Genomic DNA, 23,576 nt, shown 5'->3' on the forward strand with positions numbered 1-23,576 from the left:
TTGGTAAACTATATTATATAAATATTTATTCATTTTGATTAATAGAAGGTTATTAATTCTATTAATCGAAAAATTTATTATCTAAAAGTTTTTTGTGAACAATTTTACTAATGAAAGGATGATTCAAAGTTGCCAGTATCCACCGTTACGTCTGACAAACTTGAGTCTTTGAACCCGTATGAAATTGTTCAGATCCAGATCGATCAAGCTGGCAAGAAGCTGGGGGTTTCCGAGGATATTCTTAATATTCTCAAAAAACCAAAACGCGTTTTGAGTGTCTCCTTCCCCGTCAAAATGGATGATGGTTCCATCCGTGTCTTTGAAGGATTCCGCTCCCAGCACACCGATGCCATGGGGCCGACCAAGGGGGGCATCCGCTTTCATCCTGATGTCACGATGGATGAAGTCAAAGCTTTGTCCATGTGGATGAGTTTCAAATGTGCGGTGACCGATGTTCCTTACGGCGGCGGAAAAGGAGGCGTCATCTGCGATCCGCGCAAGCTGAGCAAAGGTGAGATTGAGCGTGTCAGCCGCGGCTTTATTGAGGCTATTGCCGATATCGTCGGGCCGGAAAAAGATATTCCTGCTCCCGATGTTTATACCAATGCCCAAACCATGGGTTGGATGATGGATACTTACAGTCGGATGAAAGGAAAATTCAGCCCCGGAGTCATCACCGGAAAACCCCTCAGCCTGGGCGGATCCAAAGGACGCAATGAAGCGACGGCCAGAGGTTGTGCCTTCGCTATTGAACAGGCAATGGAAAAATTAAACAAACCCCTCCAAGGCGCCACTGTGGCGGTGCAAGGATTCGGAAATGCCGGCCGCATCGTTGCTGATTTGTTGGCCGAAAAAGGTTGCAAAATTGTTGCCGTCAGTGACACCTCGGGCGCCATTTACCAAAAAGACGGTTTAAACCTTGACGAAGTCAAAAAATTGAAGGATGACAAAAACAGCAAAATCACCGATCTCTCCGATGCACAGGTCCTCGAAAACCCGGAAGAAATCTTGGAATTGGATGTGGACATTCTCGTTCCGGCCGCACTGGAAAATGTGATTACCCGCAAAAACGCAGACCGCATCCAAGCCAAGGTTGTCGCTGAAGCAGCCAACGGACCGACAACCCCCAAAGCCGATGAAGTCTTATTCAAAAAAGGAGTGCATTTGATCCCCGACATTCTGGCCAATGCCGGTGGAGTCATTGTCTCCTATTTCGAATGGGTGCAAAACCTGATGCATTATTATTGGACCGAAGAAGAAGTCAACAGCAAATTGAAAGAAAAAATCGTGCGCTCTTACAATGAAGTCTACGATCTTGCCCAAAAAGAAAACACCGATCTGCGCACGGCGGCATACATGGTGGCCATCAAACGGATTACAGAAGCCATTGAAGCCAGAGGCTGGATCTGATCAAGCGTTCTCTCCTTCTCTCTTTTGAAAGCGGGAACCGGTCATTCCTCCCGCTTCATTCCTCTGTCTGTTTCTAAAAGGCACGGCTCCTCCAAGCTCTCCGGACGTACCGGGAACCTGGAGGGGCATTTTTTTCCAAAATAAAAAAGCATACCTCAACAAGGTACACTTCATATTACTTCGGAAGGCTCCATCCGAATTGCCTGCCTCAATTTTTGCAGGGCACGGCGCTGCAAACGGGATACATGCATCTGGGAAATCCCCAACCGGTCCCCTGCCTGTTTTTGGCTGAGGTTTTCAAAAAAGGTTAATTTTAATATCTCTTGTTCCCTTTCGCTTAAAGCCGAAAAAATTTTTTCCAATAACAATTTCCGGTCAATTTGTTCGAATTCTTTATCCTCTGCCCCCACCAGATCCAGCAGGGTCACCTGACTTCCGTCATTGCTTGCCTCGATCGGGTTATCCACAGAAACCGCATGATAACTTCGTCCCATCTCCATCGTTTCCAAGACTTCCTCCTCACTGACTCCCAAATACTCCGCAATCTCATTCACACGAGGCGATCGCTGCAATTGAGCCGTCAGGTCTTCCACCGCCTTTTTGATCCGGGGCCCCAGCTCCTTAATCCGCCTTGGGACGTGAACGCTCCAGGTTTTATCCCGCATATGCCGTTTGATTTCGCCTACAATGGTAGGGACGGCAAAACTTTCAAAGTTCCGCCCCATGGACAAATCAAATCGTTTCAGCGATGCAATCAATCCGATCATTCCCACTTGCACCAAATCTTCATACGGTTCATTGCCGTATGCAAATTTATGCGCAATGGTTTCGACCAGATCGCGATAATGATGGATCAAGGTTTCCTGTGCTTTTGAATCCTCATTTTTCTGAAAGCGGCTGATCAAATCCAGTATTTGTTCATCGGTTAGTGGGGAAGGATGTGGACGTTTCGACATGATTTTCCACCACGTCCTTTCGGATATACTTGGTCATTCTCACAATGACTCCGTTATCACCTTTGATATCGACGTGATCCATCAAGGATTTAATCAAATACAATCCCAACCCGCGCTCACGGATTCCGTTCATGGAACCGCTCACTTTAATCGGGCCGGTTCTCTTTTTCACTTCATCCAGATCAAAACTGTTTCCACGGTCGATCACTTCAATCTGAATGCGGTTGGGGAAAATATTGCAAGTCACCTCAATTTCGCCTTCACCGCCGCAATAAGCATGATCGACAGCATTGGTGCAAGCTTCGGAAACTGCCAATTTCAGATCCTCGATGTCGTCATAAGAAAACCCCATGCGATTGGCAATCCCAGATACAGTCAATCTTGCAATCCCAACATAATCCGGTTTGGCGGGAATCATCAAATTAACCAAATCCAAGGGTTTATCACTCATTGGCGGCCATCCTCCTGCGCTTTGTCTTCAATTTCCATAATCTCATACAAACCTGTGATTTTAAAAAGACGGGACAATCGGGGATTCATCCCGGAAATGATCAGTTTTCCTGCCGTTTGCCTTTGTGCTTTGTATGCCCCGATTAAAACGCCGAGTCCGGTGCTGTCGATATAATCCACTTGTGACAAATTGACCGTGATCTGTCTTGTTCCGTCACAAAGCGGCAGTAATTTTTCCCTTAACTTGGGAGCGGTATAAACGTCAACTTCCCCTTCCACCATGACTGTGATCTGATTCTCTTTCTCCTTTTTCTCGTGCACAACCAGATTCATTCACCCACGACCTCCTTCTGCTCTGGGTCCCCCGTATCCATTTCGTCTGCGTCACGTTTTAAAATAACTATCGTTTGATCATCTCGAATTTTATAACCACACATATCATAAAGTGCTTGGTGAATGGTTTCAACAGCTTCTTGTGCCGGGAGATGAATATGCGTGCGGATAATCTCTTTCAACATATCCCGCTCAATAAACCGGCCATCCACTTTACACTCCGTTACCCCGTCGGAAAATAAAATAATCGCATCTTGAGGTGATAACCGGATTTTATATTCCGGATACCTGACTTCCCTGGATACGCCGAGCACAAGCCCCTTGGTCTCCAGATCAACAAACTCGCCGGTTTCATGGCAATAATAGAGCCCGGGTTCATGCCCGGCGGTTGCATACCGAAATTGATGGTTCAACGAATCATATACCCCGTAAACCATGGTGATAAACATACTCGGATCCACATTGCGCTCCACCACGGTGTTTAAATCGCGCAAAACCTGGGACGGTGATAAAGGAGCGGATGGTTGATCATCCAGCCGGTCCATCGCATATTTAATCATCGACATACAAAGTGCCGCGGGAATCCCTTTTCCGATAATATCGGCGATGGCAATCCCCAGCGATCCCGAACCATGATCAACGAAGTTATAGTAATCGCCGCTCATCTGCTTGGCGGCCACACTCACCACGCCAATATCGACGCCACCCAACTTCGGAGGCCCGTCCGGCAACAAAGTTTGTTGCATTCCGACGGCCACTTCGATCTCATTTTCCAATTCCCGGTGCCGATTGACCAGTTTCTCTTTTTCACGATAAGAAATACCGTAACCGATCATGATCTCAATCAACAGATCAAACGAGGCTTTCAGATCATCCGGCATATCGGGATATTGCTCTTTCATGGCCTTGACATGCATGTTCACCACTTCGTCCGGAGGAATCCGCTTTTCCAAAAACCATTTACTCAGCTGCTGCACACTATACAAATGATCTTCTTTTTTTGAAGTAATATATGAAGCCAAAAGCTTCTGATATAACTTTTTTAAATGAATGTCCATATTGGTCTCCTTGATCCGCCTTCAATATTAAACAGAACAATCCATTTGGAAATAAAATAACACAGATATAAAATAAATAAAATAGAATGCATACGACTTGCTGAACGATTCTATTATACCATCCTTTTATTTTGCCGGCTTACGCAAAACCAATCAAGGAGAGTACTACGATGAGATAACCCATGGGAAGAACCCGGCCAACGCCACCCCGCAAAAAGCGAAAAGAAAAAAACCGGGGACCTCCCCGATTTTCAAAAAAAGAATGGACGGGCCCATCCATTCTTTCCTAAAAGTTAATCATACCCAAACTGATCATTAACGCTTCATTGACACGATTCATCATTTCATCATCCAGATGAGTGATTTTATCCGTCAGCCTTTGCTTATCGATCGTTCGGATTTGTTCCAACAATATGACAGAGTCACGATCAAACCCGTATGCTTTGGCATCGATTTCCACATGCGTAGGTAATTTGGCCTTTTGAATTTGAGCTGTAATCGCGGCGACGATCACGGTGGGGCTGAACCGATTGCCAATATCATTTTGAATCACCAAAACAGGCCGAACCCCACCTTGTTCGGATCCGACCACAGGGGATAGATCAGCAAAATAAACATCGCCACGTTTCACAATCAAATCAGTTACACCCCACTAACCAATCGATCCAAAGTATCTTCAGCCTCTTCTTCAGCCTCAAATGCTTCCGAAGCGATGTTGAGATTGATGCGTGCCATCTCCATGTAGCCGCGTTGCATCATTTCACGAATCAAACGCTTTTTCCGCTCCTGGAGATACATTCTCATCGCTTGGCGGATAAACTCACTCCGATTGGAATTTTCCCTCGCAACAACGCCATCCACTTCTTGAAGCAATTTTGTTGGCAGGCTGATCATGATTCTTTTTGTACCGGACAAATGAAGCACCCCCAACCAATCATCACCGTTTAAATTCCCCTATCAATACTACCATTATGATGAAGATGTTGCAAAAATATACTTATCATTCATCAATAACCCAACAAAAAACGCAAAAACCTAGTTTAATCTATTCGCTCAAGTATATAAAATTCCTTCACTCAACATGTTTATACATAAAATATTAACAGTTGTCCATGCTGTCAAGTAAGACTCTGCATCCGCACCGGCTCCCGCAACCGGTTGACGATCCCCGTCACTTTCCCGTCACGCAAGTAAATCCTCGGAATACGGTGACTCAACATGCAGGTGACTTCATAATGAATGGTTCCAAGCATATCGGCAACTTCATCCACCGTAATGACATTTTGCTGCTGTCTTCCGTACAACACCACTTCCTGTCCGACTTCCACGGGCATCACCCCGGTCACATTCAACATCAATTGATCCATGCAGACGCGGCCCACAATCGGCACCCTTTGCCCGTGAATCAGTGCATGCCCGCGATTGGACAAGTGGCGGTTGATCCCGTCGGCATAACCCACCGGAATCGCGGCAATCCATTCTTCCCCGTTGACGACATATGTTTTCCCGTAACTGATTCCGGTGCCGGCGGGCGGCTTCTTGACGGACGAAACTTTGGTTTTTAAAGTCAAAACCGGTTTTAACGAGACCGATTTGCGGTTCACTTCCGTCGAAGGGTAAAAACCGTACACACTGATTCCCAACCGCACCATGTCGTATGCGTATTCATCAAGATCAATGGCCCCTGCGCTGTTGGCGATATGCACCAGCGGTGGCCGGAGATGATTTTCGGACAGGATTTCAATCACTTTGCGAAACTTTTTCTCCTGGCTCAAAGCGTAATCCTTGTCGGCTTCGTCAGCCGTCGCATAATGGGTGAAAATTCCTTCCCACTCAATATGCGGCGACTGATCCAGTTTCCGCGCAAAAGACAACACTTCTTCCGGAGCCAGTCCCAATCTTCCCATTCCGGTATCCACTTTGATATGAACTCGCAAGGGCTTGCCTGCTTTGATCGCGGCCTCTTCCATCTTCTGCAAATGTTCCGGCAAATAAACCGTGCAGGTCAAGTCATTATCCACCGCCGTTTGATACGCATGCGGCGGCGTATAACCCAAAATCAAAATGGGGGCGGTGATCCCTGCATTCCTCAGTTCAACCGCTTCATCCACAAAGGCGACCGCCAGATAGGAAGCCCCTGCCGACAAAGCAGCTTTGGACACTTCCACCGCTCCGTGCCCGTAAGCGTCCGCTTTCACGACAACCATCATTTTGACTTGTTTCTTCAAATGCCTGCGAAATTCATGGATGTTGTGTGTAAGCGCATCCAAATCCACTTCAACGACCGTATCCCTGCCCACATAATCTGCCCAATTCATTTCAGCCATATTTCATCACTTCCAATTGACCGTTTAACTTTTCTAAAAAATGATTGCTTACCAGTAAGTATTCCCTTTTACCATGAATTACATATCCATACGGTAAATCGAAATCTTTTGTCATCTCCTTCAAAGGAATCGTTTCGGTGCGGGATCTCATTCGAATTTCCAATCGGTCAGGATAAAGCGTATAGTGCGGACGCAACCAACATCGGTAAAGACAGGGAAAACCAAAAAAAACGACCAAGGCAAGACCCATGACCGAAAAAATGAAAGGCTGGCTGCGAAATGGAAAAAACACGAGGGTGACGAGAAGCCCCAAAATAAAAGCAAACGACTCCATCGTCCGCATCCAGCGCTTTTTCCGATAAAGAAGGGTCCAGTATGAAGTATGCTCTTCTGCAATCTGTCGGTTCATGATTTGCTTCATCCCTTTACCGCAAACACTAGAAAGTATTATACCAGCTTTCTTTCCTTCTTGAAAGAAAAATGAATGCATGCGGGCTTCGTTCAGAAACCCGCCGTTTCAGCAGGAATCCTTATTTGACCAACTGATCAAAGGTGGAATTGGCGATTTTCACCATTTCCTCCTCAGCAAGCTTACCAATCATTTCAAATTCCATCCCTTGATAAGTCCATGCCAGCCGTTTCATCTCCCCGAACTCCAACAAGACTCCGATGGCACTTTTTAATTCCACGGGTTTTCCCATCAGCGGCAGGCTGGTGGCAACGGCTTGCGGCTTCCGCTGGGTCAAGGTAAAACTTTTTTCCCCTTGGAAACGCATGATTTGGACCGGTCCGTCCGGGGTTTGGATCGTTTGTTCACTCACCAGATGGCTTTTTTCCGGAATATAGCCGGGCAACACGGACGCCAATTCGTTTTTTTCCGGATCCGCCGGGGCGACGACTTGTTTTTCCGCTGACGGAAGATCCTTCATATTCCGCTCCGTGTCAAAAGCATCGTCATCAAAGGACGCATCCAGTTGGAAACGGTCAAATTGCACTTGCATCAGCTTTTGATTTTGCTCACTCAGAACTTCCAGACGGGTCGGCAACAGTTTGGAATCCAACCAGATTTTTTGTTTGGCAGCTTCCTGATTAAACGGATATTTTGCGGATACTTCCAATTGATATGTTTTTTTCTCGGCCTGAAACATACGTTCTTCATCGTCAATAATGCTTTGAATGATGGATTGGTATAAATAAATCTGCCCGTTCGTTTGCGGCCAGTCGCTTTGAAACCGAAAACTTTTTTTCAGATGGGGTGTCAGGACAAAGACCCCTTCGTCATTCCGCAAAATAATTTGAGTGATGTTTTTCTTTACATTCTTAATGGAAACCCGGTAAAAAGAAGGTTTCTTATACCAGACTTCAATGTCATAGACTTGTGGCTCGGAGCTGGTTAAAATGGTCATTTTCCCGTGGCTGATGTATGACTCCATTTTTTCCGTCCGCTGTGCCAGTTCACTGACTACATCTTGTTCATCTTTGACACCACATCCGGCCACCGCCAAAAGCATGAGGCAGATGCAAAAACATAAAAATGGTTTCTTCCGACACATAGAACCATCCCTTTCGTCAATTTCCCGGGAAATGTGTCGGCTAGCGAGGGACATCACTCGACAAATTCCTGGCGGACCGCGCGTTGAATCCCGTCCAGCAAATCGGTATACACCATACTGTGCGGATGGGTTCCGCTCAACCCGGAGGCTTTTCCATGCAGGTAAACGGCCATCGCCGCCGCTTCAAACGGCGAAACCTTTTGTGCCAGAAGGGAACCGATCATCCCGGTCAACACGTCACCGGAACCGGCTTTGGCCAGTGCAGGGCTTCCTGTCGGATTCAGAATCACCGTGCCGTCAGGATGGGCAATCAATGTAAACCTTCCTTTTAAAACAACAATCATTCCGGTACGCTTGGCATATGAACGGGCCACATCCACCCGGCCGGCCTCCACTTCTTTTACCGACAGGGAGGTCAGGCGGGCCATTTCTCCCGGATGAGGCGTGATAATCGCCGGCACCTCTCTCTGCCGGAGATCTTCAAGCAAATCCGGATAAGCCGCCAAAATATTCAACGCATCCGCATCCAGCACCAGTGGCCCTTGCATGGAAGAAAGGACGTCCCGCAACCACTTGTCTTCCCCTTCAAACCTTCCAAGCCCCGGACCAATGGCCATCGCAGAAATTTGACCGGCTTTTTCCCGGAGCCCGGCGGCACTGTCGGGATGAAAGGTTCCTTCCCCCGGCCACGGCCAAATCAACGGCTGCGTGACTTTGGCAGCCAGGGCATGTCTTTCCGACTCCGGAACAGTGAGGGTCACATAACCCGCTCCCATCCGGTAAGCCGCTTCACCGGCCATGCATATGGCGCCGAGCATTCCTTTGCTTCCGCCGATCAGGAGCAAGTGGCCGTGGCTTCCTTTGTGTGACCACGGATCGCGGGGAGACCAGCTGTTTTTCCACCAAACCGGGTCGTTCAACCTTCCTTTTGGTTTCAACTCCGGCTTTAATTCCGGAGGCAATCCGATCTCTTTGATGACCAGCTCACCGCTCAATGCGTTTCCTTGCCGTGAAAAATGGCCCCATTTGGGATATTGGAACGTGACAGTCAAGTCTGCTTTTACTTTTTCTGAATCAATGCTTGCTCCATCTGTATGAAGTCCTGTCGGCATATCGACGGAAACCACCCATTTCCCGGAAGCATTGATTTGTTCCACCACTTCTTTGACGGGCGGACGCAGACTTCCGTTCACTCCCGTCCCCAAAAGGGCATCCACAATCACGCCGGCTTGGCTGAGATCGGATTTCAATGCATCCAGCTTCCCGGAATGATACGTTTGAATGGGCGTAAACGATTGCAGCACGCGATAAAAAACCTTTGCATCCGGGGTGAGTTGATCCGGATTTCCGACAAGCCAGCAAGCCACATCCCAATTTCGGTACAAGAGATAACGGGCGATCACCCAACCGTCTCCCCCGTTATTCCCTTTTCCCGCCAGGATCACCGCTTTTTGCGGTTTGGGAAACCGTTTTGTGATCTCGTCCGCGACCGATCTCCCGGCATTTTCCATCAACACCGTTCCGGGAAGTCCGGTTTCTTCCATGATCCGTTCCTCAATTCTCCGCATTTCTTCTGCCGTGACCAAATACAACGTTTGTCCCTCCTAACCGCGTTATATATGTATGTCCACCATTTATGAGTTATGATCGATTTCAATCACCGCCATCGCCATGGCATAATGTTCGCTGTGAGAAATGGACAGATGGATGGAAACCGCACCGGTTCCGTACAATGCCTGAAGCACCCGGGGCGAAACGGTCACCACCGGTTTTCCCTGCGCATTGTTTAAAACTTCGATATCCTGAAATGAACATGTTTTTCCAATGCCGGACCCCATCGCTTTGGATACGGCCTCCTTGGCCGCAAACCTTCCGGCGACATATTCCAAACGGCGTACGGGAGATTCGGGCAAAGCGGCCTGTTCGTCCGGTGTCAGGATCCGCTTTGCCAACCGTGAAATCACTTTTTCCACTCGGTTCAGTTCAATCAAGTCCGTTCCGATTCCGGCAATCATTCACTTCACATCCCATTGAAAAGTCCATGCCGCGATGGCAAACGATCCTGCCGCCCAGGCAAGCAGGATGGAGACGGGAACCATCAACTGGCCGAGGGCCAAACCGTCATTCATCACACCGCGCAAAGCATCCGTCAAATGCACGATGGGAATCACCTGTACCACCGACTGAAGAATCCCCGGCAAATCCCGGACCGGAAAAAAGATGCCTCCCACAAAGATCATCGGAAACGAGATCAGACCGGCGATGGGAGCTGCACTTTCCGGGGTTTTGGACAAACTGGCCACAATAAAGCCCATCGACATAAATGTCAGTGTCCCGAGAAAGATCAATAAAATCAAAGTGCCCCACGATCCGTACACATGAACATCAAACAGAAAGAAAGCCACCAGCAAGACCACGATCACCTGGACGGCATTTAACAAAATCCGGGCCGTCATTTGCCCTGCGATAAAAGTGGAACTTTTCAGCGGCGTCCCCTGCATCCGGCGCAAAATCCCGCGCTCCCTCCAGGACGCGATCGTGGCGGCGACGCCGTTTAAATTGTTGCTCATCATCATTAAAGACAAAATGCCCGGCACCAAAAAATCAATATACGACAGCGTCCGGCTTTGGATGGATACCACATCCGTCAAAATGACCGGTTGAAAGCGGGTCTTTTCTTTGTTCATGGCATCCACTGTTTGGTCCACAAGCATCCGGGCCATGCCGGCTTTGGTTTTGTTCACCGGATCCATGTAGATCAACACTTTTTTCGCGCTTTGTTTGGTTTGGTAAGCTTGTTCAAATCCTTTTTCAATTTTCACCACAAAATCGATATCCCCCGATTTCAACTTCTTCATCAGTTCCGCTTCGGACCCGGATGCAGGTTTGACGGCTTCCTGCCGGAACAAATTTTGCTTCCATTCTTCGGACAGTGCCGATTGATCCAGATCCACCACTCCGGCTCTCAAAGAAATTTGGGAACCCCCGTCCCCTAGAAACAACCCCAGGCCCAGCATCATCAAAACCGGCAAAAAAAAGGACCAGATCACGGTGTTTTTGTTGCGGAAAAACAAAAGAAGCTGCGCCCTCACCAACTGCCAATATGCTTTCATTCCCCTCTCAACCTCTCTCCCGTTTTATGGAGAAACACATCCTCCAGCGTTGCGCTTCTTGTGCGAAGCCCGGTTAACGGAATCCAATGGCGGCTTGCCCATGGAATCAGCTCTTGCAGGGTTTGGGATAAATCATTGGTGTGGATGGACACAATTTCATTTTCTTCCCGGCTGACTTCCATCACCCCCGGCAATTCAGACAATTCTTGATCCAAACCGGAGTCCGGCAGCACAAATTCAATCCGGCTTTGAAAATCCAACCCGCGAATCAATCCGTGAGGAGAATCCACCTCCAGCAACCGGCCTTGACTCATGATCGCCACCTGATCACACAGGACTTCCGCTTCTTCCATGTAATGGGTTGATAAAACAATGGTCCTTCCTTCATCGCGAAGCTGAAAAATAAGATCCCACAAACGCCGTCTGGCCTGGGGATCCAGTCCCGTCGTGGGTTCATCCAAAAAAATCACTTTGGGATCATGCACCACCGCAATCGCAATCGCCAGTTTTTGCCGTTGCCCTCCGGACAGATGTTTCACCTGTGTTTTTTCCTTTTCTTGAAGATCAAAGGATCGCAAAAGTTCCTGAACCGGACGGGCTTTCGGGTAAAAACCGGCATACAGCTCCAGGCTTTCCCGGACGGTCAAATGCTCAAACAATGCGGTGGACTGCAGTTGCACTCCGATGATTTGCTTCAACTGATCCCGGTCTCTGACCGCATCCACCCCGGCAATTTCAATGCTTCCCTCATCGGGATTCCTTAATCCTTCCATCATTTCCATGGTGGTTGTTTTTCCGGCACCATTGGGGCCCAGCAATCCAAAAATGTGATGTTCTTTCACTGTAAAAGAAATTCCCTTGACAACCACCTGATCCCCGTATTTTTTCGTTAAGTTTTTAACCTTGATCAATTCCCATCACTTCTGTTTCGTTTTTTATTTCAGTATACACTTTCCGGTCTCTCTTAAAAATGGGGTCCGTTCCTCTTGATTCTTTTTGATTATGGGAAGGAGAATGGTATATACTATAAATGAATGACTCATTTTGCCCCGGGAAGGAGGACCTGTATGTATCTGGTCAACAATCATATCAAGATACAATCCGAAGAGCATCTGAAGCATTTGAAGGAAGGTTTCAGCCGGGCTCCTGAATCCATGAAACAAGTACCGGGTTTTGTCTCTTTCCGTCTGCTTCTGTCTGAAGATGAATCGCATGTCGTTGCCGAAACCGTCTTTGCTTCCAAAGAGGATTTTATAAATTGGATCCAAAGCGAACATTTTGAAAGAGCACACGGTGGGCGCAAAGGGGATGTCGAACGGCAGGAACTGTCCGCTTATCATATCATCGTGAAATGAAAGGGGTTTAACCAGTGACTGCCTACGGTATCATCAAATTTTTACATATCGCCTTTGTTGCTGCTTGGTTTGGCGGAGCCTCACTGATGGCCATGTTTTTAAGGGATGCCATCCGCACCGGCGAGACGGGACGGATGGATCATGCGTTGAATCGCGCCCAACGCTGGAATCTGACCATGTTTATCCCCATCTCTGTCATTGTTCTCCTGACGGGGATCTACATGATGCTGCAATTCGCCGGGGACAAGCCGCTGTGGCTGTTGGTGAAAGAACGTTTTGGAAGTTTGTTTATCCTTGCGTTCATTCTCGTCATTGTCTTGTACGGCCGCAAGGCATTGGCAAAAGTCCAATCTGACGGTATCGAAAAAGAACAAGTGATCGGAACCGTCAAACGCTATATCATGCTGCTGAATATTTCGGTTTTGTGCATGGCGGTTTTGATATTCTTTGCATCGGTCAAACTCTGATGACCCAAAAAAACCTGCTGACCAAAGTCAGCAGGTTTTTTCTTACTCCTGATCCGGTTCCAGTTGACAAGATTCAAGCGGAACCATTTTTGTTTTCTTTTTCCATTTGAAACCGAGCCACAGGCAGATGAAGATCGGCAGGCCGATATAGGAGACCACCAGCCGGTACCAGTCGAAGGCTTCTCCCGTGAAAGCCTGATAATCTTGTCCCAGGATCACCACCAAACACAGGAAGAAAGCAAACAACGGCCCAAACGGGAACAACCTCGCCCGGTAAGGAAGAACATCCAGGCTTTTTCCCTGGGCAGCAAAAGCGCGGCGGAACCGGTAATGGCTGATCGCAATGCCGAGCCAAGCCAAAAATCCGGACAACCCCGAAGCATTGAGCAACCAGATGTAAATGGTTCCGTCACCGACCAGCGACGCCAAAAATGCAAACGCCCCGACCAGTGCCGTCAACAGCAATGCATAAACCGGCACTCCACGCCGGTTCACTTTGCTGAACACTTTCGGCGCTTTTCCTTCTCTCGCCAACTGCCACAACATCCGGGTGGAAGCATACATGCCGGAATTTCCCGCGGAAAGGACCGCCGTCAGAATCACCGCATTCATCACCGAAGCGGCAAAGGCAAAACCGGCCCGTTCAAACACCATGGTAAACGGGCTTTTGGCCACCTGGTCCACATCGCCGCCCGCCAGATTCGGGTGGGTGTAAGGCAAAATCAAACCGATCACAAGGATGGTCAACGTATAAAAAAGCAAAATCCTCCAGAAAATCTGCCGGACCGCCTTCGGGATGTTTTTGCCGGGATTTTCACTTTCACCCGCTGCAATCCCGACCAACTCCGTTCCCTGGAATGAAAAACCTGCAATCATAAACACGCCGACGGTGGCCATCCATCCGCCGTGAAATGGTGCGTCACCGATGGTAAAATTCTTGAAGCCGATCGGTTCGCCTCCCATGATGCCGAGAATCATCAAAAATCCGATAACCAAAAAGATGATGACGGTCGATACCTTGATGAAAGAGAACCAATATTCTGACTCTCCGTATCCTTTGACGGAAAGAAGATTCAATCCCAGCATCAATGCCAGGAAAATGGCGCTCCAAATCACGCCCGGCACATCCGGGAACCAATATTTCATAATCAACGCACCGGCAGACAATTCGACTGCAATGGTAATGGCCCAGTTATACCAATAATTCCATCCCATCGCAAATCCCAATGCCGGATCCACAAACCGGCTTGCATACGTGCTGAAAGAACCGGACACCGGCATGTACGCAGCCATTTCCCCCAAGCTGGTCATCAAGAAGTAAACCATCATGCCGATCGCCATATAAGCAACCAGCGCACCCCCCGGGCCGGCTTCCTGAATCGCCGCTCCGCTGGCGAGAAAGATCCCGGTCCCGATGGATCCGCCAATGGCGATCATCGACATATGCCTGGACTTCAATCCTTTTTTTAATTGTCGGTCATCACTTGAATTGGACATAAAAAAGTATCTCTCCCTTTCTTAAGCCGAGGTCCGGCAGGAAAAAACAAAAAAACCGTCACTTCTGGATGGGACGGTATGATGAAACCCACACCAAACCCCCGCAAGATAGCGCACCACGTTTGTCTGGGCAAGAACAAACGTGACAGTGCTGACCCTGTTTGGAATCAGCCCCAGCTTGTCCGCCTGGAGCAAGCGAACAAACTTCGGCGACTTTTCCTTTCCCTTGCAGTCATCAAACGAAACTCCAAATTCTCGTGCAAAGTACTGATAAAAGCCGCAACCTCTACCTCACCGAGAGAAATCGATGAGGGTAAATATGCACTTGTAACTTATTCTTAGTATAAATGAAAACATATGGATTTACAATGGTAATTCCTTCAATACCTGTTCCGTCCCGACATACCGGATCCATTTTGTTGTTGTTTTTTTTCCAAGACAAGCATAGATATAGTGACAAGTTGTCATAAAGGAGTCGTATGCATGGAAACGTGGATGGGCTATTTTATATTGGGATTTGCTTTGTCCACCCCAATCGGACCGGTCAACATCGAGATGATCCGGCAAGGGATTTCAAGCGGTTTTTATCCTTCCTGGCTGGTCGGCTTGGGAGATGTGATCTCCAACCTGTTGATTGTCGGCATCATTCTTTACGGCTTTTCCAGCGGCATTGTGGATTTGTCGTATCTGGCGTTCATAGCGGTCGCGGGCGGGGCTTACCTGATTTATTTGGGGACGTCGAATCTGAAAACCAAGTTGTCCATTTCGTCGTGGCCCCGGCCTGTCCATCTTCTTGCCAAGGGATTTGTCCTTGGGTTCATCAATCCCATGGATTTTCTCTCCTGGTCCGGTGTGTACAGCACCATTCATCAGCGGCCTTTGTCGTTTCTGATCACGGCTTTTACTTATCTGATGATCGGTTGCGGAATGTGGAATCTCCTCTTATCTTTGTCGGTCAGTTGGTGCCGGCCTTACATCAAGCCGGCCTTTATCCAGGGATTTCAACTGATTTCCGGACTCATTCTTTGCGGCTACGGCATTTTTTTGGCTTGGTTCGGCTTCAAAATGCTTGTTCAATAATCCTTTCCGGAATCACCGGTTTTCACGTTTTGCTTTTCTTTTAATCTTCCCGAATGGTTTGTAATAGGTGACCAGGGTCATCATGACTATCGCCGCCACATTGAAGATGGCGCCCAAAGTCAAGGAAATGCTGGTCCGATGGAAAGAGGCATTTTCTAAAGCTGCCAAATGATATTTCTCCGCGGTCTCGATCAAAAAAGACAACCCGTCACTCAGAAACAGGATACCGAGCAAAATAATGAGGAAAGTCGTTACCAACTTGATTAACACCCAGTAATGCTTCGTCAATCCCCAATGGGTCCAGACCGACAGCATCAGGCCGGTGATCAGGACCACCATGGCCGGATATTTGATCAGCGTGCCATCAATCATGTGCATACTTGAAAGTGTGTAATAAAGCTGTTCCCCATTTTCCGCGTTTCCCATGTAAATCCCCAGGATCAACATTCCCAACGTTCCGCCAAACCATGCCATGGCCCCCAGCACATGTATGGAAACCAATAAATGCTTTTTTCTCATATTTAACCGGTAACCCATCAAAATATCCTCCTTTCTGCTCTATTCCTCCAACTTCACCTGTTTTCCACCGATCCATTCCCGGATGAATGGCGATGTTTCCATTGGCGCCAATCGATCACGGGAACGGCAACCGCGCCCGCCAACGCACACAGATAGGGAAGAAACGGAATTCCAAACGGCTTGAAAAAGAATTGGAAACTGAAAATGCCGATGACGCTGGACAACAAAACGCCGATGATAAATCCGCCCAAAATCCCCGTGACAGCGGCAATCATGATTCTCATCCCCTTTTCCCTCCTTCCGGTCATGACATCAAAGCGGTGCAAGCAATGCATGAAAAACACCCGATCCCTTTAAAACCTATTGATTCTTTTGGCGGTGCCTTTCTTTCAACCGCTCCAAACGCAGTTTAACAGACCAAAATAAACACCACACAAACGCAATCTTAACAGCACCTTAATTTTTATACGGAAACCAAAGAGTGATCCGGGTGCCTTCATTCTGCTTGCTTTCCACTTGGATGAAGCCCTGCATCCTCTCGATGAATTGCTTGGCAATCACCATGCCGAGCCCGGAACCCAACGCGGACCGGTCGGTGGGGGTTCCCCGGTAATAGCGGTCGAACAAATGTTGAATGGTTTTCCGGTCCATTCCCTTGCCATGATCCTGAATCACGATCAAAAGCTTGTCTTCTTTCAATTCGGTTGTCACCTGAATGGTTGTTTCCGGGGGATTATGCCGAATGGCATTCATGACGAGGTTTTCCAGTGCCCTTTTGAGCAAATGTTCGTCAAACGTCCACCGGATCTCCCTGGCCGGGGATTTGAATCGGATATCATACCGGTCCGCCAGGGGATGTTTTTTAAGATCGGCCAAAACCCGTTCCAAAAAGGTAACCAGGTTTAAGGTGCGCTCATTCAAGGGAATTTGGCGTTCTTCCAATTGGTAAACGATGCTCAAATCTTGGATCAATTGCTCAATATGGATCGATTTTTCCTCAATGATCCGGCTGAACTCTTTCACTTCTGCTTCTTCCCAGGTATGATCCGAGCGGAGCATCGCCGCATACCCTTTGATGTAAGATAAAGGGGTTTTCAAATCATGGGCGATGCCGGAAGCCCAGTTTCTCCTCGATTCTTCAAGCGCTTGACGCTCCTTTTCGACGGAATGAAGCCGTTCGGTCAAATTGCCCAGTTTCGATTCCAATTCCAAAAACACCCCGAACTTCCGGGCGGCCAGATTTGGAAAATCCGGCTTTTGAAATTTCCCTTCGGAAAGGTTCTCAATCCATTGGATCAGAAAAAAGAGCGGCTTGCTGATTTTCCTCCCCAAAAAGATCCCGATCATCATAAAAATCACGACAAAGGAACATAAATACAAGCCGATCAGCAGAGGGACACGGGTTCCCACCGGGATCTGAAGAAGCTTGTGAATCAGCAGGACAACAACCGGAACCACCGTCAACCCTGAAAGCAAAAGAACGCCTCCGACAGCCAGCAAAATCGCCACAAACTGGAGGGATATTTTGTATTTGAGGTCCATCACCGTCTCTCCTTATCTGATACCGCGAGCATATATCCCAATCCCCTGATGTTTTTTAAATACACCGGGTGCTTCGGGTCCTTTTCGATTTTTTGCCGCAACCGCCTGATATGCACCATGACGGTGTTTTCCTTTCCCACTGTCGGATAATCCCCCCATACGTGCTCATAAAGGCTGTCCACACTGAACACCTGATTGGGATGCTCACACAAGAATTTCAGCAACTCAAATTCCTTCGCCGGGCATTTCACTTCTTTCCCGTCCACCACCAATTTCGCCTGGTCCATGTACAACACAAAATGATCGGTGCGAAATTCGCGAAGCCGGGAATTCAGGCGTCTTTGCCGGTGTAAAATCGCTTTGATCCGGGCAACCACTTCCAAGGGATTAAACGGTTTGGTGATATAATCGTCCGCTCCCATGGAAAAACCGGTCAATTTATCCATATCCGCCGTGCGGGCCGTCAAAAAAAGGATGGGAACGTCGGTCATTTCCCGGATTTGCCGGCACAGCCGGAAGCCGTCTGTATCCGGCAGCATCACATCCAGCAAAATCAAGTCCACCGGGTTGTTTCTGATTTTCTCCAACGCTTCTTCGCCGGAGGTGGCCTCAAGGATCCTTTCGAATCCTTCTTTTTCCAGCAGCCGTCTCATCATTTGAATGATGCCGGTCTCATCATCCACCATCAACAGCGTCTCCCTCATCATTTTTCCCCTTTCTTCTTCATTCATGAAAACAAACCCCCTGAAGCGGCGCTTCCCCTTCAAGGGGTTTGGACGCAAGATGAAATCAAGCCGGTTTCCCCGCTTTTAACAGCACTTTGTTCTTTCCCAAAAACATGGCCAGCATGCACATCAACAAGCCCGTGCCGGCCAAAATCCATTCAATTTCGATCCAATCGGCAACCGGTCCGAAAACAAGCATCCCAACCGGCATCATGGAAGTGGAGATCATACTGAATACCCCAAACACCCTTCCTGTATAATTTTCCTCAATCTTTTCCTGCAACAAGACTGTTGTCGGCGTATTGAAAAAGGGCATGGCCACCCCGAATAAACCCATGACCAACAAGTAAATCCAAAAGTCGGGAACCAATCCCAGTGCCAAAGTGCAAATCCCCATGATAAAGCCGGAGAGAGCCATCGTATGGACTTTATTGCCTAAGCCTCCCCATAAGGCGATCAAACCTCCCCCTGCCATCATCCCGACGGAAAAAGTGATTTCAATGGCCGTCAACCGCCACACATCATCCCCAAAACTCCGGGTCACCTGCAGCGGGGTTAAAAACGAAGCCGGGGCAATCAACACAAAGAATACAGCGAAGTACGAAAAGAAGCTCTTTAAAAAAGCATGTTTTTTAATATACGCGATCCCTTCGGTGACATCGCTGTAATAAGTGGTTTTCTGTTTTTCGGACGCCTTTTGGTGAACCGGAATGTGAACCCATGCCAGCATGATGAAAACCGCAACGGCGGCCGTGAGAACATCCACAAAGAAAACCGCTTCAATGGAGGCCATGGTGATGAGTGCCGCACTCACCATGGGGGAAACCAGCATGATCAATGACTGGAGGCTTCCGTTGATTCCATTCACCTTCGTCAGATGATCCTTCGGAACCAATTGCGGCAATACCGCGCCAACAGTGGGAGTTTGAAAGCCCGTCCCGATTGCGCGGACAGCGGAGATGACAAAAAGCAGCCAAACCGCATCATATCCCGCAAGAAACAAAATGGCGAGGATCAACGTGGCCAAGGCAATCATGGCATCCGACCCGATGATCAACATTTTGCGGTTGAAACGGTCTGCCCACACCCCGGCAACCGGCGAGAGAAGAAAAGTGGGAACAAAACCGCAAAGAATATAGATGGTCATCATCACACCGGACCGGGTATCCAAGGTGATATACCACAGGATGGCATATTGCACGAGCGATGAGCCAAACAGGGAAATGGTCTGGCTGGTTAAAAAAAGGACAATCTCCCGTTTCCATTGTTCTTTCCTCTGTTCATGGATAAAATTCATTCGGTTTCACGCCCTTTTCTTTTTGCTGAACGTTTTAATCTGTTTCCAATTTCTTTTTTTCTGCCAGCAGCCTTTGAAATTCCTTTTCCAGCTCTTCGGAAGGCTCCACGCTCAGCCGGCTGAGCACCTCGGATATTTTGGTTTCAAGCAACAGCCGCCGGTCCTCCCCGGCATCCCTCTCCTTTTTCCGCCCGGACTGCCGGTTCTTTTCATCCGGCCGGTCCAAAAAACGAATTTCCCGGTTTTTGATCTCCAAGATCCGGGTTGCCAGCTTTTTCACAAAACGCCGGTCGTGGGTGACAAAGATGACCGTGCCTTCGTACTCTTGAAGGAGGGATTCCAAAGCCTCCACTGCTTCAATATCCAAGAAGTTCGTCGGTTCGTCCAAAACGAGGGTGTTGATGTCACTGACAAATACTTTGGCCAATGCCACTTTGACCCGTTCCCCGCCGCTTAACACTTCCACTTTTTTATAAACATCGTCCCTCCGGAAATGCAACCGGGCAAGCACAGTGCGGATCAACGTCTCATCCTGCTTGGAAGTGGAACGGACATTTTCCAAAATCGATTCTTTCAGATCCAGAATGTTGAGATTCTGGCTGAAATAACCGATTTTCACAGACGGTGAAACCGTGATTCCCTCATCCTGGCGGATGATCTTTTGGATCAGCGTGGTTTTTCCGGCACCGTTCGGTCCGGTGACGGCTATCTTCTCCCCTCCGCGCACATCAAAACGCGCCGGCTTCCACAAAAGCTTGTTGCCCGCCATCCCGGAAACATCCAGCACCCGGATCACCACTCTTCCCTTCATGGCTTCCTGGTGGGGCAAACTCATCTTGACCGGCGTGATTTCTCTCGGTTTTTCCACCTTCTCCAGTTTTTCCAGACGGGTTTCCATGGCTTTTTTGGCTTTTTCCAATTTCTTTTGTTTTTTGGCAAAGTAGGGTTTGGCCTTCTTCGCTTCAATCCGGTTGGCGTTTTTCGGTATTTTGGTCGCTCTCTGCGCTTTTTGTTCTTTCATTCGCAGCGCTTCTTCCAATTGCCTTTTCTTCTTGGCATATTTTTCGTATGCCTGGATCTGTTGTGCTCTTTCCAATTCCTTTTGACGGACGTAATCCGAATAATTTCCTTTAAAGGTTTTGATCTTGCCTTCATCAATCTCCCAAATGGTCGTACAAAGTGTATCCAGGAACTCCCGGTCATGGGAAACGACCACAAAGGCCCCCGGCCAGTTTTTCAGCTTCTTTTCCAACCATTCGATATGCCCGGTGTCCAAATGAGTGGTCGGCTCATCCAAAAACAAAATCTCCGGATCCTTCCCCAAGGCTTGCAAAAGATATTCCTGGGCCAATTCACCGCCACTTTTGGTTGAATCCTGCCGTTTGATCTGCGGCAAAAATTCAACCGTGGCCCGGCTGATCACTTGGCCTTGATCCGGAATGAGCTGACCCGTCAACGTCTTGAGCAACGTGGTTTTTCCACTGCCATTTTTGCCGACCAAACCGATCCGGTCCCGGTGATCAATGATCAACCTTTTCACGTCAAACAACAAACGGTCTTTGACATACAGCTTCAAATCACGCGCTTCCAGCAACATTTGTATCATCTCCGTACCTGTTGTATTTTTTGGGAGACGAAAAAAGCCTCCCATCTTTTTAAGAATAGGAGGCATAAATAAGGCACGGGTGTACAGACCGTCAACAGACAAAAGATCCATACCACCGGATTCACTTGTTATCAAAAACGGGTGATGCCAATCCTATTCTTAAAAGACACATTGAAGGCAGCACAAAGAAGCAGACTTCCCCTCTGCCAAAAAATCCTTCAATCCATCTGCTTTCAAAAATAGGATTAGCACTTCATCGTCCCGATGTTCACCCTTCCGTACATATGATTTAACAGCATAATAAACCAGAAAGAGAAGATTTGTCAAATGATAAGACGCGATTCGCATCCGGTTTTCTCAAAAAACACCCGTTTTCTCCTTTAGCTCCGTCTGTGCCTTTTTAATCTTTCAATTTCTCCGTTGATGATAAACTCCAGATTTTGATGAATCTCTTCCACATCCCAGTCCCACCATCTGATTTCCAGCCAGTCCCTGATCACTTCATCAGGATAGCGTTTTTTAATCAACTTTGCCGGGTTTCCTCCAACAACGCAATACGGGGACACATCCTTTGTCACAACCGACCGGGCGGCAATGATGGCTCCATCCCCGATGGTCACTCCGGGCAGGATCGTGGCATCCCGTCCGATCCAGACATCATTTCCGACTTTTGTATCCCCTTTGAGCGGCAACGCTTCCAAAGATGGAACGTGTTGTTCCCACCCGTTGCTAAACAGATGAAAAGGAAAAGTGGAACCATCCATCCGGTGGTTGGAGCCATTCATGAGAAACGTCGTTCCGGGACCGATGGAACAAAACTTTCCGATGATCAACCGGTCCCCGATTGCTTCATAATGATATAAAACCTGATCCTCGAAGGATTCGCCATGTTTACTGTCATAATAAGAATATTCCCCCGCAATGATGTTTTTTCTTGTGATCGAAGGTTTGATGAATTGAAGCTTTTGGTTTCCCGGGACCGGAAACCGGTTTTGCGGATCGGGTCCCATCTGTCGGTGCAAAGGCAACAGCCTCACCTCGTTTCATTCGTTTTGTGTCAATTTGCCGATTTTCCCGCATTCCAGGGCAAACCACACCGTTTTCCCATCCCCGCTTGCAATGCCGTGCGGTTCGGCATGAGGGGTTGTCAAGTTGTATATTTCAAAGGCTTGATTGCTTTTTATCCTTCCGATCTGATTCGATCCCCACAGTGTCAACCACAATTCATGGCCGGCTCCGGTCGTGATGGCATGAGGCCGGGCGTTTTTCACCGGAATTTCATATTCCGTGATATCGCCGGAAGGGGTGATTCTCCCCACCTTGTTTCCGTTGATCTCCACAAACCACAAAGCATCATCGTTTCCCTGGGTGATCCCGACAAGCGCTGATTGAGGCGTGGGAATTTCAAACTCCGTGATTTCGCCGCTTAACGTGATTCTCCCGATGCAATTGGCTTGGTTTTCCGTGAACCAGAGTGCTTTGTCCGGCCCCGTTGTGATCATCGATGGGAAAGCCCCTTTGCGGGGCAATGCATATTCCACAAAGGTGCCATCTTTTGAAAGATGCCCGATCCGGTTTCCGTTGATTTCGGTAAACCATATTTTTTGATCGGGTCCTTCGGCAATCCCGAACGGGGCGGAATCCGGATGAGGCAAGGGATACTCGATCATTTCCCCGTCCCTGGTCAACCTCCCGATTTGATTTGCGGCATTTTCCGTAAACCAGACTTCACCGTCTGACGAAACGGTTATACATAACACTTTTGCACCCGGTGTCGGCACAGGGTATTCCTTAATGGTTCCGTCCGGGCTCAGGCAACCGATCTGATTGGCTTCATGCTCTGTAAACCAGACCTCCCCACGGTCCGAAACGGCCATGCCGTAAGGTCCCGTGTTTGGATCGGACAGTGTGATTTCTTGCAGTTGGTATTCCATCTTCTTTTTTCTTTCCATCACAAAAACAACCTCCCGTCTCATTCTTCCGAGACAGGAGGTCATGTTATGCATAAACAACAGCTGCATTCTATTTGCCTGAATTCAGACACACGGATGCATGCCAAAAAATGCACATTTCATTCATCCTGCCTCAGAAGAATCCGTCGTTCTGTTCATTCGCATGACTGATTTTTCTCCGGAGTCAGGATAAATAGATCATGTGCATACATTCTCCCTTTCCGTTGTTGGATGTCTTCCTTTAAACTTATCTGATTTTTTGCGCTCCGTCAACTTCCGGATCGGTTCAAACTGCTTTCCGCATCACCAATCATTTATAAAAACAAAAAACCTCTT

Annotated in this window: 26 protein-coding genes and 1 riboswitch; of the genes, 4 read left to right on the plus strand and 22 right to left on the minus strand. The window is 48.1% G+C overall.

Translation table 11 applies throughout. The features are described from left to right. The first annotated feature begins 129 nt into the window (after positions 1–129). Complete coding sequence (locus H1R82_RS06990) at positions 130–1,410, plus strand: Glu/Leu/Phe/Val family dehydrogenase (protein ID WP_181732752.1); 1,281 nt, start codon at positions 130–132, stop codon at positions 1,408–1,410. Between the two features lie 170 nt (positions 1,411–1,580). Here H1R82_RS06990 and sigB read toward each other — a convergent pair whose 3' ends face one another. From sigB to H1R82_RS07055, 13 genes are all read right to left on the minus strand, one after another. Then, complete coding sequence (gene sigB, locus H1R82_RS06995) at positions 1,581–2,366, minus strand: RNA polymerase sigma factor SigB (protein ID WP_181732753.1); 786 nt, start codon at positions 2,364–2,366, stop codon at positions 1,581–1,583. Next, on the minus strand, positions 2,329–2,817 hold the full coding sequence (rsbW, locus tag H1R82_RS07000; RefSeq protein ID WP_181732754.1) for an anti-sigma B factor RsbW: 489 nt from the start codon (positions 2,815–2,817) through the stop codon (positions 2,329–2,331). The genes sigB and rsbW overlap by 38 nt, the downstream gene beginning before the upstream one ends. Next, positions 2,814–3,149 carry an anti-sigma factor antagonist gene (locus H1R82_RS07005; RefSeq protein ID WP_181732755.1) on the minus strand — a complete coding sequence of 112 codons (336 nt, stop codon included), beginning with the start codon at positions 3,147–3,149 and terminating at the stop codon, positions 2,814–2,816. Before H1R82_RS07005 ends, rsbW begins: the two co-directional genes overlap by 4 nt. After that, complete coding sequence (locus H1R82_RS07010) at positions 3,146–4,207, minus strand: PP2C family protein-serine/threonine phosphatase (RefSeq protein WP_181732756.1); 1,062 nt, start codon at positions 4,205–4,207, stop codon at positions 3,146–3,148. Before H1R82_RS07010 ends, H1R82_RS07005 begins: the two co-directional genes overlap by 4 nt. 286 nt (positions 4,208–4,493) lie before the next feature. After that, positions 4,494–4,844, minus strand: a complete 351-nt coding sequence (locus tag H1R82_RS07015) for a type II toxin-antitoxin system PemK/MazF family toxin (protein WP_037998060.1) — start codon at positions 4,842–4,844, stop codon at positions 4,494–4,496. Positions 4,845–4,849: 5 nt separating this feature from the next. Continuing rightward, positions 4,850–5,101 (minus strand): CopG family ribbon-helix-helix protein, encoded by a 252-nt coding sequence (locus H1R82_RS07020; RefSeq protein WP_175413226.1) that lies wholly within the window; start codon positions 5,099–5,101, stop codon positions 4,850–4,852. A gap of 224 nt (positions 5,102–5,325) precedes the next feature. Further along, the gene (gene alr / locus H1R82_RS07025) at positions 5,326–6,534 is read right to left on the minus strand and encodes an alanine racemase (protein WP_232334018.1); all 1,209 of its coding nucleotides are present in this window, start codon (positions 6,532–6,534) and stop codon (positions 5,326–5,328) included. Continuing rightward, a complete protein-coding gene (locus H1R82_RS07030) occupies positions 6,527–6,955 on the minus strand; it encodes a YdbT family protein (RefSeq protein WP_181732757.1) in 429 nt (142 codons plus the stop codon). Before H1R82_RS07030 ends, alr begins: the two co-directional genes overlap by 8 nt. A 109-nt stretch (positions 6,956–7,064) precedes the next feature. Next, a complete protein-coding gene (locus H1R82_RS07035; protein WP_181732758.1) occupies positions 7,065–8,087 on the minus strand; it encodes a LolA family protein in 1,023 nt (340 codons plus the stop codon). Positions 8,088–8,140: 53 nt separating this feature from the next. Further along, entirely contained in the window at positions 8,141–9,679 is a 1,539-nt protein-coding gene (locus H1R82_RS07040; protein ID WP_181732759.1) for an NAD(P)H-hydrate dehydratase, read from the minus strand. A 42-nt stretch (positions 9,680–9,721) separates the two neighbouring features. After that, complete coding sequence (gene acpS, locus H1R82_RS07045) at positions 9,722–10,102, minus strand: holo-ACP synthase (RefSeq protein ID WP_181732760.1); 381 nt, start codon at positions 10,100–10,102, stop codon at positions 9,722–9,724. Next, positions 10,103–11,200: an ABC transporter permease gene (locus tag H1R82_RS07050; RefSeq protein WP_181732761.1), complete on the minus strand. Its 1,098-nt coding sequence runs from the start codon at positions 11,198–11,200 to the stop codon at positions 10,103–10,105. It lies immediately after the preceding gene. After that, a complete protein-coding gene (locus H1R82_RS07055) occupies positions 11,197–12,111 on the minus strand; it encodes an ABC transporter ATP-binding protein (RefSeq protein WP_181732762.1) in 915 nt (304 codons plus the stop codon). Before H1R82_RS07055 ends, H1R82_RS07050 begins: the two co-directional genes overlap by 4 nt. Before the next feature lie 156 nt (positions 12,112–12,267). On the opposite strand from H1R82_RS07055, the gene H1R82_RS07060 reads away from it, so the two are divergent. Beyond that, positions 12,268–12,555: an antibiotic biosynthesis monooxygenase family protein gene (locus H1R82_RS07060; RefSeq protein ID WP_181732763.1), complete on the plus strand. Its 288-nt coding sequence runs from the start codon at positions 12,268–12,270 to the stop codon at positions 12,553–12,555. A 14-nt stretch (positions 12,556–12,569) separates the two neighbouring features. Then, positions 12,570–13,022 (plus strand): DUF2269 family protein, encoded by a 453-nt coding sequence (locus tag H1R82_RS07065; RefSeq protein WP_181732764.1) that lies wholly within the window; start codon positions 12,570–12,572, stop codon positions 13,020–13,022. A gap of 42 nt (positions 13,023–13,064) precedes the next feature. On the opposite strand, the gene H1R82_RS07070 is transcribed toward H1R82_RS07065, so the two are convergent. Then, positions 13,065–14,519 (minus strand): amino acid permease, encoded by a 1,455-nt coding sequence (locus tag H1R82_RS07070; protein WP_181732765.1) that lies wholly within the window; start codon positions 14,517–14,519, stop codon positions 13,065–13,067. A 101-nt stretch (positions 14,520–14,620) separates the two neighbouring features. Continuing rightward, positions 14,621–14,816: riboswitch (Lysine riboswitch) on the minus strand. 186 nt (positions 14,817–15,002) lie between these two features. On the opposite strand from H1R82_RS07070, the gene H1R82_RS07075 reads away from it, so the two are divergent. Next, a complete protein-coding gene (locus tag H1R82_RS07075) occupies positions 15,003–15,599 on the plus strand; it encodes a LysE family translocator (RefSeq protein ID WP_181732766.1) in 597 nt (198 codons plus the stop codon). 12 nt (positions 15,600–15,611) lie between these two features. Here the strand turns inward: H1R82_RS07075 and H1R82_RS07080 are convergent, their stop codons facing one another. The 8 genes from H1R82_RS07080 to H1R82_RS07115 form a co-directional block, all read right to left on the minus strand. Continuing rightward, positions 15,612–16,136 (minus strand): hypothetical protein, encoded by a 525-nt coding sequence (locus tag H1R82_RS07080; RefSeq protein WP_181732767.1) that lies wholly within the window; start codon positions 16,134–16,136, stop codon positions 15,612–15,614. A 35-nt stretch (positions 16,137–16,171) separates the two neighbouring features. Next, complete coding sequence (locus H1R82_RS07085; RefSeq protein ID WP_131470890.1) at positions 16,172–16,402, minus strand: DUF5957 family protein; 231 nt, start codon at positions 16,400–16,402, stop codon at positions 16,172–16,174. Between the two features lie 172 nt (positions 16,403–16,574). Further along, entirely contained in the window at positions 16,575–17,660 is a 1,086-nt protein-coding gene (locus tag H1R82_RS07090; RefSeq protein ID WP_181732768.1) for a sensor histidine kinase, read from the minus strand. Next, a complete protein-coding gene (locus tag H1R82_RS07095; RefSeq protein ID WP_181732780.1) occupies positions 17,660–18,367 on the minus strand; it encodes a response regulator transcription factor in 708 nt (235 codons plus the stop codon). The genes H1R82_RS07090 and H1R82_RS07095 overlap by 1 nt, the downstream gene beginning before the upstream one ends. Positions 18,368–18,449: 82 nt before the next feature. Then, a complete protein-coding gene (locus H1R82_RS07100; protein ID WP_181732769.1) occupies positions 18,450–19,682 on the minus strand; it encodes an MFS transporter in 1,233 nt (410 codons plus the stop codon). 34 nt (positions 19,683–19,716) lie between these two features. Further along, positions 19,717–21,288 carry a Vga family ABC-F type ribosomal protection protein gene (locus H1R82_RS07105; protein ID WP_198054101.1) on the minus strand — a complete coding sequence of 524 codons (1,572 nt, stop codon included), beginning with the start codon at positions 21,286–21,288 and terminating at the stop codon, positions 19,717–19,719. A gap of 380 nt (positions 21,289–21,668) precedes the next feature. Beyond that, entirely contained in the window at positions 21,669–22,316 is a 648-nt protein-coding gene (locus H1R82_RS07110; RefSeq protein WP_374189118.1) for a Vat family streptogramin A O-acetyltransferase, read from the minus strand. A gap of 15 nt (positions 22,317–22,331) precedes the next feature. Continuing rightward, positions 22,332–23,222, minus strand: coding sequence for a Vgb family protein (locus tag H1R82_RS07115; RefSeq protein WP_181732782.1), 891 nt, complete (start codon positions 23,220–23,222; stop codon positions 22,332–22,334). Between the last annotated feature and the right edge of the window lie 354 nt (positions 23,223–23,576).

It is taken from the genome of Thermoactinomyces intermedius, assembly GCF_013912365.1.
Taxonomy (GTDB): Bacteria; Bacillota; Bacilli; order Thermoactinomycetales; family Thermoactinomycetaceae; genus Thermoactinomyces; species Thermoactinomyces intermedius.

What these genes read in the sequence shown, in the direction of transcription:
- H1R82_RS07010 (WP_181732756.1), bottom strand. Translation starts at nt 4,207, where the DNA reads ATGGACATTCATTTAAAAAAGTTATATCAGAAGCTTTTGGCTTCATAT.
- H1R82_RS07100 (WP_181732769.1), bottom strand. Translation starts at nt 19,682, where the DNA reads ATGAATTTTATCCATGAACAGAGGAAAGAACAATGGAAACGGGAGATT.
- H1R82_RS07075 (WP_181732766.1), top strand. Translation starts at nt 15,003, where the DNA reads ATGGAAACGTGGATGGGCTATTTTATATTGGGATTTGCTTTGTCCACC.
- H1R82_RS07030 (WP_181732757.1), bottom strand. Translation starts at nt 6,955, where the DNA reads ATGAAGCAAATCATGAACCGACAGATTGCAGAAGAGCATACTTCATAC.
- rsbW (WP_181732754.1), bottom strand. Translation starts at nt 2,817, where the DNA reads ATGAGTGATAAACCCTTGGATTTGGTTAATTTGATGATTCCCGCCAAA.
- H1R82_RS07095 (WP_181732780.1), bottom strand. Translation starts at nt 18,367, where the DNA reads ATGATGAGGGAGACGCTGTTGATGGTGGATGATGAGACCGGCATCATT.
- H1R82_RS07080 (WP_181732767.1), bottom strand. Translation starts at nt 16,136, where the DNA reads ATGGGTTACCGGTTAAATATGAGAAAAAAGCATTTATTGGTTTCCATA.
- acpS (WP_181732760.1), bottom strand. Translation starts at nt 10,102, where the DNA reads ATGATTGCCGGAATCGGAACGGACTTGATTGAACTGAACCGAGTGGAA.
- H1R82_RS07035 (WP_181732758.1), bottom strand. Translation starts at nt 8,087, where the DNA reads ATGTGTCGGAAGAAACCATTTTTATGTTTTTGCATCTGCCTCATGCTT.
- alr (WP_232334018.1), bottom strand. Translation starts at nt 6,534, where the DNA reads ATGGCTGAAATGAATTGGGCAGATTATGTGGGCAGGGATACGGTCGTT.
- H1R82_RS07090 (WP_181732768.1), bottom strand. Translation starts at nt 17,660, where the DNA reads ATGGACCTCAAATACAAAATATCCCTCCAGTTTGTGGCGATTTTGCTG.
- H1R82_RS07115 (WP_181732782.1), bottom strand. Translation starts at nt 23,222, where the DNA reads ATGGAATACCAACTGCAAGAAATCACACTGTCCGATCCAAACACGGGA.
- H1R82_RS07050 (WP_181732761.1), bottom strand. Translation starts at nt 11,200, where the DNA reads ATGAAAGCATATTGGCAGTTGGTGAGGGCGCAGCTTCTTTTGTTTTTC.
- sigB (WP_181732753.1), bottom strand. Translation starts at nt 2,366, where the DNA reads ATGTCGAAACGTCCACATCCTTCCCCACTAACCGATGAACAAATACTG.
- H1R82_RS07105 (WP_198054101.1), bottom strand. Translation starts at nt 21,288, where the DNA reads ATGATACAAATGTTGCTGGAAGCGCGTGATTTGAAGCTGTATGTCAAA.
- H1R82_RS07020 (WP_175413226.1), bottom strand. Translation starts at nt 5,101, where the DNA reads ATGATCAGCCTGCCAACAAAATTGCTTCAAGAAGTGGATGGCGTTGTT.
- H1R82_RS07060 (WP_181732763.1), top strand. Translation starts at nt 12,268, where the DNA reads ATGTATCTGGTCAACAATCATATCAAGATACAATCCGAAGAGCATCTG.
- H1R82_RS07085 (WP_131470890.1), bottom strand. Translation starts at nt 16,402, where the DNA reads ATGAGAATCATGATTGCCGCTGTCACGGGGATTTTGGGCGGATTTATC.
- H1R82_RS07005 (WP_181732755.1), bottom strand. Translation starts at nt 3,149, where the DNA reads ATGAATCTGGTTGTGCACGAGAAAAAGGAGAAAGAGAATCAGATCACA.
- H1R82_RS07070 (WP_181732765.1), bottom strand. Translation starts at nt 14,519, where the DNA reads ATGTCCAATTCAAGTGATGACCGACAATTAAAAAAAGGATTGAAGTCC.